The sequence below is a fragment of the Streptomyces sp. NBC_01426 genome, from assembly GCF_036231985.1.
Lineage (GTDB): Bacteria > Actinomycetota > Actinomycetes > Streptomycetales > Streptomycetaceae > Streptomyces.
Window position 1 is genome coordinate 5,764,017 of sequence record NZ_CP109500.1, and the last position, 14,782, is coordinate 5,778,798.

Genomic DNA, 14,782 nt, shown 5'->3' on the forward strand with positions numbered 1-14,782 from the left:
AGGACGCAGTGAAGCTGGATTCGATGTACCAGGAACTGATCCTGGACCACTACAAGCACCCGCACGGGCGTGGCCTGCGCGACGGCGACGCCGAGGTGCACCACGTCAACCCCACGTGCGGTGACGAGATCACGCTGCGCGTGAAGTACGACGGCGAGACGCTCACCGACGTCTCGTACGAGGGCCAGGGCTGCTCCATCAGCCAGGCCAGCGCGTCCGTGCTGAACGAGCTGCTGGTCGGCAAGGACCTCGCCGACGCGCGTCGGATCCAGGAGACCTTCCTGGAGCTGATGCAGTCCAAGGGCAAGATCGAGCCCGACGAGGCCATGGAAGAGGTACTGGAGGACGCGGTCGCGTTCGCCGGTGTCGCCAAGTTTCCCGCCCGCGTGAAGTGTGCTCTGCTGAGCTGGATGGCGTGGAAGGACGCGACCGCCCAGGCCCTGGGCGACGCGGAGAGGAAGACGGCATGACCGAGAACGCGACGCCCGAGGCGTCGATCAAGCCGGCCAGCGAGGAAGAGGTCCGCGAGGCCCTCTACGACGTGGTCGACCCCGAGCTGGGCATCGACGTCGTGAACCTGGGCCTGATCTACGGCATCCACGTCGACGACGCGAACATCGCCACCCTCGACATGACGCTCACCTCGGCGGCCTGCCCGCTGACGGACGTCATCGAGGACCAGGCGAAGTCGGCGACGGAAGGCATCGTCAACGAACTTCGCATCAACTGGGTCTGGATGCCCCCGTGGGGCCCGGACAAGATCACGGATGACGGCCGTGAGCAGCTGCGCGCACTCGGTTTCAACGTCTGAGTCGACGTGTGTGAGGAGGGGCCCCCGGCACGGTGCCGGGGGCCCCTCCTGCCGTTCGGGCCCCCTTGCGACGTCCGCTCCTCGGCCTGTTCGCCCGGCCGTCGGACGGCGTGCACCGGAAGTTGGCCGCGGTGGCCGAATCTTCTCCATGGCCGCCACGCTCATGCCGTGGCGCAGCAGTCGAGAGGACCATCTGTGACCGTTCGCCTATCGCCGGTGCGCCGTGCGGGCGCCGTGGGCGTCGCCGGGGCCGCGGCCCTCCTCGTCGCGGGGCTCACGGCGCCCGCGCACGCGGCCGGGTACGCCGACCCGACGATCTCGCTCTCCGCCACCCACCTCACCGGAGCCGTGGGCGCGTACGGCGACCCCGCCGTGACGGTGGACGTCGAGCAGCCCGGGGTGCCGGCCGGCTTCCTGCGGCTGCGGGTGCTGTCCTCCAGCAACCCCGCGGTGGCCGCGGTGGGCGACGTACGGCAGCGGCGGACCCCCTCGGGCGACCGCAGCCTGACGGTCCGCCCGCGGGGGCAGGGCTACACCGACCTGACGCTCCAGGTCACCGGACGCGGCGGGAAGACCGCGACGGCCACCCTGGCCTACGCCGCCTCGGCGCGGGTCGGCGGCGCGCCCACGACCCGCTACCTCACGGGTTCCTCGGACGCCTCGGCCGCGGTGGACGTGGGCGGCGGACACGTACTGGTGGCCGACGACGAGTCCAACGTCCTGCGCCTGTACGACCGCTCCCGCACCGGTGCGCCGGTCAGGACCTGGGACCTCGGCCCCTCGCTCGGCCTGAAGAAGGAGGTCGACATCGAGGCGGCGGCCCGGGTGGGCGACACCGTCTACTGGACCGGCTCGCTCGGCAACAACAAGGACGGCAAGTACAAGGCGGAGCGGAACACCGTCTTCACCACGAGGATCACCGGATCCGGCGCCGGCACCGAGGTCTCCTTCGGCAGCGCCCACCACGGCCTGCGCGAGGACCTGATCGCCTGGGACACCGCGCACGGCAACCGCTACGGCTTCGCGGCCGGCGCCGCGAACGGGCAGGTCCCCAAGCGGATCGACGGCTTCAACATCGAGGGGCTGGAGTTCGCGCCGGGCTCCACCACCACCGCCTACCTGGGCTTCCGGGCGCCGCTCGCCCCGGCCGTGCCGGGCGGCAAGGCGCTCGTCGTACCCGTCACCCACATGGACCGGGTGGTCGCGGGCACGGCCGCGCCCGTCTTCGGCGAGCCGATCGAGATGGACCTCGGCGGCCTCGCGATCCGCGACATCCGCAGGAACGCAGCGAACCAGTACCTGATCCTGGCCGGCTCCTGGGCCGCCGACGACAACACGGACCCGTACGCGCTGTACCAGTGGGACGGAGTCCCCGGGCACGCCCCGCGCAAGCGGGCCGACCTGCCCACCACCGACCCCGGCGGGTGGGAGGTCGTGGTGACCGTGCCCGACCTGCGGGCGCCCGGCGCCCGCGTGCAACTGATCACCGACAGCGGCTCCGCCGACCTGTACGGCGACGGCAAGGAAGCCAAGGACCTCGACCACGCGGAGTGGAAGAAGGCCCGCTCCGCCTGGTTCACGCTCGGCCCGACGCGTGGCGCACACCGATGAACGCGTGCCGGACACCGATGAACGTGTGGGGCACACCGATGAACTCGTGGGGGACACCGATGAAGCAGACGACACGACGGACGACGCCGGGGAACAAGCAGCGGGCGACGCGCCGGCTGGGCGTCGCCGCACTGGCGGCCCTGACGCTGGCCGGGGTGAACTCACCCGCGCTGGCGGCCGGTTACGGCACCCCGACCATCACGTTCTCCGCCTCCTACCTGTCGGGGGCCGTGGGCGGGGTCGGGGATCCCGTCGTGGACGTGACCGTGGGCCAGAGCGGCGCGGACGCGTCCGCGCTGGTCGTCAGCGCGACGGCCTCCAGCAAGGCCTCGGTCGCCGGGACCGGGGACGTCACCGTCACCGGGGCGGGCGCGGTCCGGCAACTGGCCGTCACCGCACGGGGCCGCGGCTACACCAACCTCACCGTCAAGGTGACCGGGCTGGGCGGCAAGAGCGCCACCAAGACCCTGTCGTACGCGGCGTCGGCCGCCGTGGCGAACCCCGCCGACGCCCGCTATCTCGTCGGCGCCTGCGACTCCTCGGCCGCCGTGGACGTCGGCGGCGGCTACACCGTGGTCGCGGACGACGAGTCGAACGTGTTGCGGCTGTACGACCGTTCCCGGTCCGCCGCGCCGCTGAAGACCTGGGACTTCAGCTCACAGCTCGGGGTGAGCAAGGAGGTGGACATCGAAGGGGCGACCCGGATCGGCAACACCGTCTACTGGACCGGCTCGCTCGGCAACAACAAGGACGGCGAGTACAAGGCGCCCCGCAACACCGTGTTCACCACCACGCTCAGCGGATCCGGGGCGGGCGCGCAACTCGCGTACGGACGCTCGTACAAGAAGCTCCGCGACGACCTGGTGGCCTGGGACAAGGGCAACGGCAACCGCTACGGCTTCGCGGCCGGCACGGCCGACGGCGAGGCGCCCAAGCAGATCGACGGGTTCAACGTGGAGGGGCTGGAGTTCGCGCCGGGCTCCACCACCACCGCCTACCTCGGCTTCCGGGCCCCGCTCGCCCCGGCCGTGCCGGGCGGCAAGGCGCTGGTGGTGCCGGTCACCAACTTCGACAAGGTGCTGTCCACCGGGGCGAAGGCCACCTTCGGCGCGGGCATCGAGCTCGACCTCGGCGGCCTCGCGATCCGCGACATCCGCAAGAACGCCGCCGACCAGTACCTGATCCTCGCCGGCTCCTGGGCCGCCGACGACAACTCCGACCCGTACGCGCTGTACCAGTGGGACGGGGTCGCGGGCCACGCCCCGGTCAAGCGGGCCGACCTGCCGACCACCGATCCCGGCGGCTGGGAGGCCATCGTGGAGGTGCCCGACCTGTCGGTGGCGGGGGCGCGGGTCCAGCTGATCACCGACAGCGGCTCCGCCGACCTGTACGGGGACGGCACCGAGGCCAAGGACCTGACGCACGCGGAGTGGAAGAAGGCGCGGGCGGCCTGGTTCACGCTCAACTGATCCGCCGGACCTGATCTGCGTTCGCCCCGCCGGACCGGCCTTCCGGCGGGGCGGTCGCAGAGGAGTGGGCCCTGATATGTGTACGGGCGTACGCAACGATGTGTACCCTTGTACGCATGCCCTACGTACTGCTTGCCGCGGCCATCGCCGCCGAGGTCGCCGGCACGACCGCCATGAAGTTCAGCGACGGCTTCACGAAGCTGTGGCCCTCGATCGGCACGGTCCTGGGCTACCTCATCGCCTTCACCCTGCTCGCGCAGACCCTGAAATCCATGTCGGTGGGAACGGCGTACGCGATCTGGGCGGGCGTCGGCACGGCCGCGATCGCCGCCATCGGCATGCTGTTCCTCGGGGAGGCGGCGACCGCGGCGAAGATCGCCGGGATCGCGCTGATCATCGGCGGGGTCGTCCTGCTGAACCTCGGCGGGGCGGCCCACTGATGCCGACCGGAGCGGTGCGCCGCCACGACCCGGAACGACGACAGCGGATCATCGACGCGGCGATCCGGGTGGTGGGCGCCAAGGGCATCGCGGGCCTGAGCCACCGCAGCGTGGCGGCGGAGGCGGACGTCCCCCTGGGATCCACGACCTACCACTTCAAGACCCTGGACGACCTCCTCGTGGCGGCCCTGCGCCAGGCGAACGAGTATTTCGTCCTGGTGCCCGACCCCGGGGAGCCGGACCTCGCGACGGCGCTCGCGCGGCTGCTGGGCGAACTCCTGGCGGCGGGCCGGGACCGGGGGCGGGTGGAGCTGGAGTACGAGCTGTACCTGGCGGCCCTGCGTCGCCCGGCGCTGCGGCCGGTGGCCGCCGAGTGGTGCGCGGCCGTGGCGGCGGCGCTGGGCGAGCGGACGGACCCGGTGACGGCGCGGGCGCTGGTGGCGGTGATGGACGGGATCAGCCTCCAGGTCCTGCTGACGGACGCGGAGTACGACCCGGCGTACACGCGGGACATCCTGGGGCGGGTGCTGGCCGGGGCGTGAGAAACCGCCGCCCGGGGGTGGGGAACCAGCGTCCGGGCGGCGTGCCCGCGGCCGGCGGGGCCGGTCAGGGGGCGCCGCGGACCGCCTCCAGGGCGGTTCGGACGCCGGCCTCGATGTCCGTGATCGGGTAGATCACCTCGCGCACCGTCCGGTCCCGGTCCAGGACGAGGGTCAGCCGCTTGAGCCGGCTCACCCCGCCCGCGCGGAAGGTCGGCAGCCGCAGCGCCGAGGTCAGCGCGAGTCCCGCGTCCGAGAGGAGCGGGAAGCGCAACCGCTCCGCCTCGGCGAACTCCCGCTGCTCGTCGGGCCGCTGGGTGGAGACGCCCTGTATCGTCGCGCCCGCCGCAGTGAACTCGGCCAACTGGTCCCGGAACGTGCAGGATTCCAGCGTGCACCCCTTCGCCCCGGGGATCCCGGCCCACCCCGGCGGATAGGACTCGGCCCGGGCGTAGGCGCCGGGGAAGCAGTACAGGACCGTGAACGGCGTGTCCGCCACGGGGTCGCGAGGCTCCCCGAACCGGTCCGGCAGCAGCAGCTCCGGCACCCGGGTGCCGAGCAGCGCGTGGACCCGGGCCGCCTCCCGCGAGGATTCCTCGGTCGTCGCCGTCATCTCTCCCTCTCCCAGGACCCAGGTGTCCCCCCAGTCCTGGAGGGCCACCAGCACCGGCAGCAGCCCCCGGCCGCGCGGGGTCAGCCGGTACTCGTGCCGCACCGGACGTTCCTGGTACGGCTCGCGCGTCAACACCCCGGCCTCGACCAGCAGTTTCAGCCGCTCGGTCAGCACCTTGCGGGAGACGCCGAGCTCGCGTTGGAACTCCTCGAACCGGTGCACGCCGCGCGCGGCGTCGCGCACGACCAGCAGCGTCCACCAGTCGCCCACGACGTCGAGGGCCTGGGCGATGGAGCAGTCCGCGTCGCCGAGGTGCGTGCGCTGGGCCATGGGAACTCCTTTGTCCGTTGACCCAAGGCTGCCATGCTGACCTAATCCGTTCTCAAAAGGAACTGACTTGTTCGTGGGGGGCGTCGTGTGGTGAGGGTGCAGGGGCGTGCCGAGGGTGGCGTCGCTCCCGGCGGCCGGGTCCCCCCTTCGGGTCGGCCCGGCCCGCGGCGCCACCCACGGACCCGCCGCGGCCCCGGACGGGGGTCTGGGCCGCGGCGTCACCACCGAGCCGGGCGCGCGGCCTCGCCCTGCGTGCCGCGGCCCGGGAGTCGGAACCCCGAGCGTGCGGGGAGCCGGGACCCCGGGCGTGCGGAGGGAGCCGGGGTCCATTCCCGCCCACCGAGCGCGACACGCGGCGCGACCGTCACATGAGACCGGTTCGCGACCGCGGCCCGTCGCCGGTTAGGTTTCGGGCATGACTGCTACGCGTACCTCCGGCGCCGTCGCCGCCGGCCTTGCCACCATCACCTCCGACGGCACCGTCCTCGACACCTGGTTCCCCGCCCCCCGCCTCGTCGCCGAGCCCGGCCCGGCCGGCACCGAGCGCCTCACCGCCGAACAGGCCGTGGAACTCCTCGGGGCCACCGCGCCGAAGGCGATCCGCCGGGACGCGGTCCGCGGGGTCGAGGTCGTAGCCGTCCGCACGGTCATCTCCTCGCTCGACGACAAGCCGCTGGACGCCCACGACGCGTACCTGCGCCTGCACCTGCTCAGCCACCGCCTGGTCAAGCCGCACGGCCAGAACCTCGACGGAGTCTTCGGCCTGCTGACCAACGTCGCCTGGACCTCGCTGGGCCCCGTCCCCGTCGACGAGATCGAGACGGTCCGCCTGAACGCCCGCGCCGAGGGCCTGCACCTCCAGGTCACCTCGATCGACAAGTTCCCGCGCATGACGGACTACGTCGCCCCCAAGGGCGTCCGCATCGCCGACGCCGACCGCGTCCGCCTCGGCGCGCACCTCGCCGAGGGCACCACCGTCATGCACGAGGGCTTCGTCAACTTCAACGCCGGCACCCTCGGCACCTCCATGGTCGAGGGCCGCATCTCGGCCGGCGTCGTGGTCGGCGACGGATCCGACATCGGCGGCGGCGCGTCCACCATGGGCACCCTGTCGGGCGGCGGCAAGCAGATCATCTCGATCGGCGAGCGCACCCTGGTCGGCGCCGAGGCGGGCGTCGGCATCGCCCTGGGCGACGAGTGCATCGTCGAGGCCGGCCTGTACGTCACCGCGGGCACCCGCGTCACCCTCCCGGACGGCCAGATCGTCAAGGCCCTGGAGCTCTCCGGCGCCGACAACATCCTCTTCCGCCGCAACTCGGTCACCGGCGCCGTCGAGGCCCGCCCGAACAACGCGGTCTGGGGCGGCCTGAACGAGATCCTGCACAGCCACAACTGACCCACGACCGGGGCCGGATCGCCGGCGCCGGACACCGCGACGCCCTCCCACCCCGAACGGGTGGGAGGGCGTCGCGCGTCCCCGAGTGGACGCCGGCCGCGGGCGGCCCTCCCGCCCCGAGCGGGGGAGGGGGCCCGGCGGGCCGAACCGGTCAGTGCAGGGGGATCGTGCGGACCAGGCCGGCGAAGGCCTGTTCCTCCTCCTCCGTCAGTTCCACCGACTCCATGGGGTGCCCGGCCGGGCCGCGCTGGGTCGGGATCGTCGACAGGCCCTCGAAGGCGTCCTGCCCGGAGTGGTGGAAGCGGCCGTCCCACAGGATGTGGCCGAGGCCGACCACCCAGACGAAGGCGGCCACGAGCAGGACGGCGATGCCGATTTCCTGGACGAGGGTGATGGAGGGGAACACACGGTCCTCCGGGGTGCGGGATCGAGCGTGCAAGATCGGGCGTGCAGACACTCAACACCAGAACGGCCGAATTGGACAGTGGTGTGTCGAGTGTCACGCCAGGGCCGAAAGTCCCCACCTTGTCCTGAAAGGCCCCCTCGAAGGGTGGCAGGGGGCCCGGGCGGGACGGCGCCCGGACCCCCTGCCGTTCCGCCCGTGACTACGGGCGGAAGCGCAGCACCTGCGGGTCGTGGTCGCTGTTCTGGCTCGCGAACTCCGCGTTGATGTGGACGCTGTCGTACGTGAAGGTCTTGATCGCCGGGCTGGTCAGGATCTGGTCCAGCACCTGCGCGTTGCCCTGGTACACGTACGAGTAGCGCTCCGCCTTCGGCAGCGACTTGATCGCCGGGTACAGCGCCCCGCCGTCCGCCAGGGCGTCGGCGGTCGCCGAGAACTCGAAGTCGTTGATGTCGCCGAGGGCGATGACGTTCGCCTTCTTGTCGGCCGCCAGGATCTCCTTGACGAAGCCGTTCACGGCCTGCGCCTGGAGCAGCCGCTTGGCCTCCGAGGAGCGCACCGGCGGCTGGTGGTGGGAGGTGAGACCCTCGTCGCCGCCCTTGGAACCGAAGTGGTTGGCGATGACGAAGACCGTCTTGCCGCGGAAGACGAACTCGCCGGCCAGCGGCTTGCGGCTGTCGGCCCACGCCGCGTTCGCCGGGTCGATCCGGCCGGGGGAGTGGGTCAGGGCGGCCTTGCCGTCGACCGTGGTGACAGCGGTGGCCGTGACCGCGTCGCCCGCGGCGCGCTCGGTGAAGGAGACCCGCGCCGGGTTGTAGAGGAACACCTGACGGATGTTGCCGCCGGGCTCGCCGCCGTCCTTGTTGTTCTCGGGGTTGACGGTCCGCCACTGGTACGCGGGACCGCCGGCCGCCGTGATCGCCGCGGTGAACTTCGTCAGCGTCTGCTCGGCCGCGACGGTGCCGTCGTTCTTGGCGCCGTTGTCGTCCTGGATCTCCTCCAGGGCCACGACGTCGGGGGAGGCGAGATTCTCGACGACGGCCTTGGCCAGCGCGTCGAACTTCTCCTGCGGGTCGCTCGGGTCGAGGTTCTCGACGTTGTACGTGGCCACCGCGAGCTCGTCGGCCGCCTGCGCCTTGGTCTTCTCGGGGGCCAGGGTGCCCGCCTTGACCGTGCCGAGCGTGCGGGCCACCAGGGTGTAGCCGCCGAACTGGTTGAAGTCCAGCGGGCCCTCGGTGGCGCCGGTCAGCTTGTCGCCGACGTTGGCCACGGGGAAGGGCTGCTGCGCGACGGGCGCGAGCTGCTGGATCTGGAGCCGGCCGGTGTTCTGGGACTCGTACGAACCGTAGATCGTGCCACCGCGCTTGGCGGTGTTCTCCCAGCCCTTGACCGTGACCCACAGCTCCGAGTACGGGTCGGTGGCACCGACCACGCGCGAGGTGCCGATCTTGACGTTCATGCCCTCGACGGACTCGTAGAAGTCCAGGGCGAAGCGCGAGGGCTCCAGGGTCAGGGCGTTGATGCTGCCGGCGGCGGCCGGGTCGCCCGCCGGGGCGTACGCGGCGGGCACCGTGTACTCGTTGATCGCGGTCGCGGCCGGCAGGGCGTTGCCCGAGGAGACCACGGTCACGACCGGCTTGGCGATCTGGGTCACGGACTGGTTGCCGGAGGAGACGCCGCCCGGGATGTACTCGCCGACCGTGCCGGTCACCTTGACGGCGTCGCCGACGGCGACGGTCGGCACCGAGCTGGTGAAGACGAACACGCCCTCGCTGGTGGCGGCGTCGTCGTCGGCGTCGGGGTCCTGGATCCAGAAGCCGCGCGAGCCGTACGCCCGCACGCCGGTGACGATGCCCTCGACGTCGGCGACCTGCTTGCCGTTGAGCGGGGATATGCGGGTGGTGCCCTGGATGTCGTGGATGCGTATCGGATCGGCGGACACGGCGCCTTCGGCCGCGTCGGCGGAGCCCGCGAGCAGGCCGGTGGCCAGCGCGGTGGCGACGAGGGCCGCGACGGCGGCGGAACGGGGATGCGAGGAGCGCATGGGCGGGAACTCCGGTGTGAGGGTGGGGGGGGAACGCCGGGAATTCCGGGGCTCCTGTACTGCTCAGTACATCTACGCGCGTCAATTTCCTGTGTGGACCGCAAAGTTGTCAAGGTCTCCGAGGAAGACGGCAGCTGACTGTGGGATGAACCAAGGGCGATGGCCCCTCGGGCATGCCCGAATTGCGTCTACGCTGGGTCGTCGCCGTACGACCCAACGGCCCCACCGCGACCGCGAGGAGAACCGCCCCATGTCCGCAGAGCCGCACCCCACACTGCCGCCGGTACGGCTGCACTCCGATGCGGAACTGGCCCGCGACGCCCTGGTCACCCCGCTGTTCGCGCACGCCGTGCGCCTCGCCCGCTGGGCCGGCCCCCACACCCGCGTGGACGTCGGCGGTGAACTGACCGCCGAACAGCTCGCCGAGGCGGCGGCCGTCCTGGGGCTCGACCCCGAGGGCGAGGAGGGCCCGGTGCTCGCGAGCCAGGCCTGGCGGGTGGCCGTGGACACCGGGCTGGTCGACGTGACCGAGCCGGACGAGGACGCGGGCGCCGCGGAGCACGAGACGGGCGAGGGCGCCGCGGACGGCGTGGAGCCGCGGTACGGCACCGCCGCCCCCGGCGAGGACCTGGCCCTGATCGCGGGCGGCGCGCCCGGCGATGTGCTCGACCTGTGGCTCGCGGCCCTGGACGCCGTCCTCGCGGACGCCGCCGTGCCCGACCTCGACGACCTCGTCGACGCGTTGGACGCGGGAGGCGACATCGACTTCGACCGGCTCGACTGGAACCCGCAGCGCGAGGCGGACTTCCTCGACGGGGTGCTCGCCAACCTCTACCTGCTCACCGTCGCCGAAGGAGGCTCCGGCGACAGCCCGGTGCCGCTGCCGGTGCTCGCCGCCTCGATGGTCGTCCCCGACGACATGGGCGACCCCACCGACGCCGTGCTCGAACAGGTCTCGGACGCGATGATGCGCCTCGACGACCAGTTCCGGCAGCTGGAGCCGATCGGGCTGGTCGAGTTCCGCCCGGTGGACGAGGCGCTCATGGCGGAGGCCGACGACGAGGAACTCCTCGCCGGGCAGGGCGACGGCACCGAGGAGGACGTGGCGCGGTACGGCATGGTCCGGCTGACGGCCCTCGGCCTGTACGGCATCCGGGCCCGGATGCTGGAGGCCGGGGTCGACGCCCCGGCCATCGGGGAACTGGCCGACAAGGGCGCCGACGCGCTGCTCGACGCGGTCTCCTTCTACCCGGAGGACGCGGCGCAGGCCGAGATCGAGCAGTGGCTGACCGGACGGGACCTGCCGACCGCGGTGGCCGAACTGCTGGCCGCGGCCCGCGGCGACGACGAGGGCGCCCCGCTGCGCCGACTGCGCTGCCAGCAGGCCCTTGCCCCGGCCGGCCCCGACGCCGAACCGGCGGTCCGGGCGGTCCTGGACGACCCGGAACTCGGGGGGCTCGCCAGGGTCTGGCTCGCCGAGCGCGGGGCGACGGACATCCCGGCGCCGGACGGGGCGATGGTGTTCTGGCTGACGGTCGACACGATCGCCGCTCAGCTCGCCGCCGACGGCGAGACGGAGGAACTCCCGCTGTTGATGCACACCCTGACGGAACACCACGCGGGCTTCTTCGAGCAGGTGTGGCGGGTGGAACACCCCGCCACGGCCTACGTGCTGGAGGCGATGGGGCGGCTGCACCCGGACAAGAAGGCGGCGAAGGAATCCCGCAAGGCCGCCTTCAAGGCCCGCTCCCGACAGCCCTGACGGACGGTCCCGGGGCGGGCGGTCCGGGGCGGTCCTGACGGGCGGTCCGGTCCCGGGCGGTCCGGGGTGGGCGCGCGGCGATCGCGCGCCCGAGGGGGCCGCCCGGGGTGCACAACGCGCCGATCCTGGGCCGAAGTTCGCCATTCCGGCCGGGCGTGAGGGGACGGTTCGCGTTCGGGGGTAGTTCAGCCGCCGTTCACGTGCGGGCGGGAGCGTGTGCGCCGACGACCGCACGACAGGCGCCCCACCTCCCCACCCCAGGAGATCCGATGCCGCTCACCCGTAGAGACTTCACCGCCCGCACCGTGATCGCCGGTGCCGGAGTCGCCCTCACCGGAACCGTCGGCGCCCTCGCCACCGCCCCCGGAGCGCTCGCGGCCGACGACGGCACGCGGCACGACGAGCAGGGCCGCCCCCACGGCCCCGGATACGGTCCGCTCGTGTCCGACCCGGCCGGAATCCTGGCCCTGCCCGCCGGATTCAGGTACCGCGTGATCACCCACAGCGGTGTCACCACGCTCGACTCGGGAGAGACCACCCCGTCCAACCACGACGGTACGGCCGCGTTCGAGGGACACCGGGGAGTCACCCTCCTCGTCAACAACCACGAGCTGAAGGGCCCGCGCACGGGCTGGGAGCGGCCCGTCCCGCTCGCGGAAGGCCTCGTCTACGACCCGGCCGCCGCCGGTGGCTGCACGGTCGTCGAGGTCCGGCGCGGCGGCGAGGTCGCCGAATGGGTGGGCATCGCCGGTACGTCGACCAACTGCGCGGGCGGAGCCACCCCCTGGGACACCTGGCTGACCTGCGAGGAGAACTCCGACCTCGCCGGCAAGAACGGCATGACCAAGGACCACGGCTATGTCTTCGAGGTGGACCCGCACGACCGGCGGGCCAACCGCGACCCCAGGCCCGTCAAGGCCTTCGGGCGCTATGACCACGAGGCCGTGGTCATCGACCCGCGCCACGGCCACGCCTACCTGACGGAGGACGCCTCCGGCCCCAACGGGCTGCTCTACCGCTGGACTCCGCCGCAGGGCTTCCGGCACGGGCGGGGCAGGCTCCGTACCCTCGCGCCGGACGCGGGCGTCCTCGCCGCCGCCAAGTGCTTCGACCGCAACGGCCGGTTCGTCGACGACCTCTCGCGCGCCACCGCGATCGGCACCGTGTACGGGGTGGACTGGGTGGAGGTGCCCGACCGCGACGCGCGGACCACGCCGGTGCGCAAGCAGTTCGCGGACACCGCGGTGACCCGGGGACGCAAGCTGGAGGGCATGTGGTGGGCCGACGGGGGCGCGTACTTCGTCTCCTCGTTCGCCCGCGCGGAGAGCCCGGGCGCACCGCACGACGGCCAGGTGTGGTTCTACGACCCCAAGCGGCGCACGATCCGGCTCACCGTGCTGCTCGGTGTGAACGCCGACCCGTCGAAGGACGGCACCTACGACGGCCCCGACAACATCACCGTGTCCCCGTACGGAGGCCTGGTCATCGCGGAGGACGGGACGGGGCTCCAACACCTGTTCGGCGCGACGGAATCGGGACGCACCTACCCGCTGGCACGCAACGAGCTGAACATCGGGACGGACGAGGCGCCCGAATACTCGGAGTTCACCGGCGTGTGCTTCTCACCGGACGGGCGCACCCTCTACGCGAACATCCAGGACCCGGGCATCATGCTGGCCGTCACCGGGCCGTGGCGGCGCGCCCGCTGAGGCGGGGCGCGGCCACGGCCGACGGCGCGCTACTGGGTCGCCGCGGTCTCCGAGCGGGAGGCGGCAGCCCATTCCTCCAGGAGGAATTCGTACGCGTCGGAGGGCCACTCACCGCCGACCCCGGTCTCGACGAGGTGCCGGATCGCCTCGTTCGCCTCTGCGGCGGACGGGCGGGCCGGACCCGCGGGCTGGAGTGTCTTGTGCATGGCTCAAGGCTACGGGCGGGCACTGACGACCACCGCCGATTTCGAGGTGGAATCGCTCACCCGAAACGGCTTTTGGTGGCACCATGTGCCCGCCCACCTGCTCAGAGTGCCTGCGAGGCGGGTTTGACCATGCCGCGCACTGTGCGGGACTTCACAAAGTCCCCGATGGCCGTCATCTCCCACTCACCGCTGAACTGCTTGATCAACTTGGCCATCATCACGCCGGTTTGGGGTTCGGCGCCCGTCAGGTCGAAGCGCACGAGCTCCTCCCCGCTCGCCGCGTCGATCAGACGGCAGTAGGCCTTCGCGACCTCGCTGAACTTCTGGCCGGAGAAGGAGTTGACCGTGAAGACCAGCCCCGTCGCCTCGGCGGGCAGCCGGCCGAGGTCCACGACGATCACCTCGTCGTCCCCGGAGCCCTCGCCGGTGAGGTTGTCGCCGGAGTGCTTGACGGCGCCGTTCAGGATGGACAGCTTGCCGAAGTAGCAGCTGTCGATGTGGTTGCGCTGGGGGCCGTACGCGATGACCGACGCGTCGAGGTCGATGTCGCGGCCGCGGAACGCGGGCTCCCAGCCGAGGCCCATCTTGACCTGGGAGAGCAACGGGCGGCCGCCCTTGACCAGGGAGACGGTCTGGTTCTTCTGGAGGTTGACCCGACCCTTGTCGAGGTTGATCTTCCCGGCGCCCGGGGCGGCCGCGGGCGGGGCGGCGGGGGCCGGTGCGGGCGTGGGGGCGCCCCAGGCCTGGGCGGGGGCGGGGGCGGCCGGGGTGGGCGTCGAACCCCCCAGCCAGGGGGAGGGCGGGTACTGGCTCGGCGGCGCGGCGGGCGGCGCCGGCGGGGCGGGGGGCGCCGCAGGTGCGGCGGCGGCCGGGGTCGGCTCCTCGTCCACGGAGACCCCGAAGTCGGTGGCGATGCCGGCGAGGCCGTCGGCGTAGCCCTGGCCGACCGCGCGCACCTTCCACACGCCGCCGCGCAGGTAGACCTCGACGACGACGAGCGCGGTCTCGGCACCCAGCTGGGGCGGGGTGAAGGTGGCGATCACCGCTCCGCCGACGGCGTCCCGGATCGTGGCCGTGGGCTCGATGCCCTGGAAGGTCTGCCCGGCGGCGTCCGGGCTGGCGGTGACCACGATCCGCTCGATGCCCGGCGGCACGGCGTCCGTGTCCACCGTGATCGAGTCGGGCGTCGACCCGCCTCCGGACCGGTGACTCACACCGGGGCCGGTCGGCTGGTTGTAGAAGATGAAGTCGGCGTCGGAACGCACCTTGCCGTCCGCGGCGAGGAGGAGCCCCGATACGTCGAGCCGCACCGGAGCAGCCACGTCCACCGTCACCCGGACGGTGTTGAGCGGCAGATTGGAACCAGGGGTCATAGCGGTCATGCCCGGAGAACGACCGGAGGTGCTTTGCCGTTCCCTTACCTTCGCGGGATATTTCCGGGGCCGGGCC

General features: G+C 72.4%; 14 protein-coding genes. 9 read left to right on the top strand and 5 right to left on the bottom strand.

What is annotated here, in order from left to right; translation table 11 throughout:
- Positions 1–8: 8 nt before the first annotated feature.
- The 6 genes from sufU to OG906_RS25620 all read left to right on the top strand — a co-directional run bounded on the left by sufU (position 9) and on the right by OG906_RS25620 (position 4,873).
- Positions 9–470, top strand: a complete 462-nt coding sequence (gene sufU, locus OG906_RS25595; protein WP_053681643.1) for a Fe-S cluster assembly sulfur transfer protein SufU — start codon at positions 9–11, stop codon at positions 468–470.
- On the top strand, positions 467–811 hold the full coding sequence (locus OG906_RS25600) for a metal-sulfur cluster assembly factor (protein ID WP_053681645.1): 345 nt from the start codon (positions 467–469) through the stop codon (positions 809–811). The genes sufU and OG906_RS25600 overlap by 4 nt, the downstream gene beginning before the upstream one ends.
- A 195-nt stretch (positions 812–1,006) precedes the next feature.
- Entirely contained in the window at positions 1,007–2,422 is a 1,416-nt protein-coding gene (locus OG906_RS25605; protein ID WP_443067416.1) for a hypothetical protein, read from the top strand.
- Positions 2,423–2,481: 59 nt separating this feature from the next.
- Positions 2,482–3,891 carry a DUF3616 domain-containing protein gene (locus OG906_RS25610; protein ID WP_329446083.1) on the top strand — a complete coding sequence of 470 codons (1,410 nt, stop codon included), beginning with the start codon at positions 2,482–2,484 and terminating at the stop codon, positions 3,889–3,891.
- Between the two features lie 116 nt (positions 3,892–4,007).
- Positions 4,008–4,331, top strand: coding sequence for a DMT family transporter (locus tag OG906_RS25615; protein WP_329446085.1), 324 nt, complete (start codon positions 4,008–4,010; stop codon positions 4,329–4,331).
- Positions 4,331–4,873: a TetR/AcrR family transcriptional regulator gene (locus tag OG906_RS25620; protein ID WP_329446087.1), complete on the top strand. Its 543-nt coding sequence runs from the start codon at positions 4,331–4,333 to the stop codon at positions 4,871–4,873. Before OG906_RS25615 ends, OG906_RS25620 begins: the two co-directional genes overlap by 1 nt.
- Before the next feature lie 64 nt (positions 4,874–4,937).
- Here OG906_RS25620 and OG906_RS25625 read toward each other — a convergent pair whose 3' ends face one another.
- A complete protein-coding gene (locus tag OG906_RS25625; protein WP_329446089.1) occupies positions 4,938–5,813 on the bottom strand; it encodes a winged helix-turn-helix transcriptional regulator in 876 nt (291 codons plus the stop codon).
- 415 nt (positions 5,814–6,228) lie between these two features.
- Here OG906_RS25625 and dapD point away from each other — a divergent pair, with 415 nt between their 5' ends.
- Complete coding sequence (gene dapD, locus OG906_RS25630; RefSeq protein ID WP_267796553.1) at positions 6,229–7,209, top strand: 2,3,4,5-tetrahydropyridine-2,6-dicarboxylate N-succinyltransferase; 981 nt, start codon at positions 6,229–6,231, stop codon at positions 7,207–7,209.
- A 151-nt stretch (positions 7,210–7,360) separates the two neighbouring features.
- Here dapD and OG906_RS25635 read toward each other — a convergent pair whose 3' ends face one another.
- Both OG906_RS25635 and OG906_RS25640 read right to left on the bottom strand, forming a co-directional pair.
- Positions 7,361–7,615, bottom strand: a complete 255-nt coding sequence (locus tag OG906_RS25635) for a hypothetical protein (RefSeq protein WP_329446092.1) — start codon at positions 7,613–7,615, stop codon at positions 7,361–7,363.
- Positions 7,616–7,814: 199 nt separating this feature from the next.
- Positions 7,815–9,656 (bottom strand): endonuclease/exonuclease/phosphatase family protein, encoded by a 1,842-nt coding sequence (locus OG906_RS25640; protein ID WP_329446094.1) that lies wholly within the window; start codon positions 9,654–9,656, stop codon positions 7,815–7,817.
- A 250-nt stretch (positions 9,657–9,906) separates the two neighbouring features.
- Here OG906_RS25640 and OG906_RS25645 point away from each other — a divergent pair, with 250 nt between their 5' ends.
- Both OG906_RS25645 and OG906_RS25650 read left to right on the top strand, forming a co-directional pair.
- On the top strand, positions 9,907–11,418 hold the full coding sequence (locus OG906_RS25645) for a hypothetical protein (protein ID WP_329446096.1): 1,512 nt from the start codon (positions 9,907–9,909) through the stop codon (positions 11,416–11,418).
- Between the two features lie 269 nt (positions 11,419–11,687).
- Complete coding sequence (locus OG906_RS25650) at positions 11,688–13,127, top strand: alkaline phosphatase PhoX (RefSeq protein ID WP_329446098.1); 1,440 nt, start codon at positions 11,688–11,690, stop codon at positions 13,125–13,127.
- A 29-nt stretch (positions 13,128–13,156) separates the two neighbouring features.
- Here OG906_RS25650 and OG906_RS25655 read toward each other — a convergent pair whose 3' ends face one another.
- Complete coding sequence (locus tag OG906_RS25655) at positions 13,157–13,333, bottom strand: hypothetical protein (protein ID WP_199826603.1); 177 nt, start codon at positions 13,331–13,333, stop codon at positions 13,157–13,159.
- 101 nt (positions 13,334–13,434) lie between these two features.
- Positions 13,435–14,706: a TerD family protein gene (locus OG906_RS25660; protein ID WP_329448133.1), complete on the bottom strand. Its 1,272-nt coding sequence runs from the start codon at positions 14,704–14,706 to the stop codon at positions 13,435–13,437.
- Positions 14,707–14,782: the final 76 nt, after the last annotated feature.

Bases quoted from the DNA above. Each gene is read 5' to 3' on its own strand.
- OG906_RS25600 (WP_053681645.1), top strand. From the start codon at position 467: ATGACCGAGAACGCGACGCCCGAGGCGTCGATCAAGCCGGCCAGCGAG.
- OG906_RS25610 (WP_329446083.1), top strand. From the start codon at position 2,482: ATGAAGCAGACGACACGACGGACGACGCCGGGGAACAAGCAGCGGGCG.
- OG906_RS25615 (WP_329446085.1), top strand. From the start codon at position 4,008: ATGCCCTACGTACTGCTTGCCGCGGCCATCGCCGCCGAGGTCGCCGGC.
- OG906_RS25620 (WP_329446087.1), top strand. From the start codon at position 4,331: ATGCCGACCGGAGCGGTGCGCCGCCACGACCCGGAACGACGACAGCGG.
- OG906_RS25625 (WP_329446089.1), bottom strand. From the start codon at position 5,813: ATGGCCCAGCGCACGCACCTCGGCGACGCGGACTGCTCCATCGCCCAG.
- dapD (WP_267796553.1), top strand. From the start codon at position 6,229: ATGACTGCTACGCGTACCTCCGGCGCCGTCGCCGCCGGCCTTGCCACC.
- OG906_RS25640 (WP_329446094.1), bottom strand. From the start codon at position 9,656: ATGCGCTCCTCGCATCCCCGTTCCGCCGCCGTCGCGGCCCTCGTCGCC.
- OG906_RS25645 (WP_329446096.1), top strand. From the start codon at position 9,907: ATGTCCGCAGAGCCGCACCCCACACTGCCGCCGGTACGGCTGCACTCC.
- OG906_RS25650 (WP_329446098.1), top strand. From the start codon at position 11,688: ATGCCGCTCACCCGTAGAGACTTCACCGCCCGCACCGTGATCGCCGGT.
- OG906_RS25655 (WP_199826603.1), bottom strand. From the start codon at position 13,333: ATGCACAAGACACTCCAGCCCGCGGGTCCGGCCCGCCCGTCCGCCGCA.
- OG906_RS25660 (WP_329448133.1), bottom strand. From the start codon at position 14,706: ATGACCCCTGGTTCCAATCTGCCGCTCAACACCGTCCGGGTGACGGTG.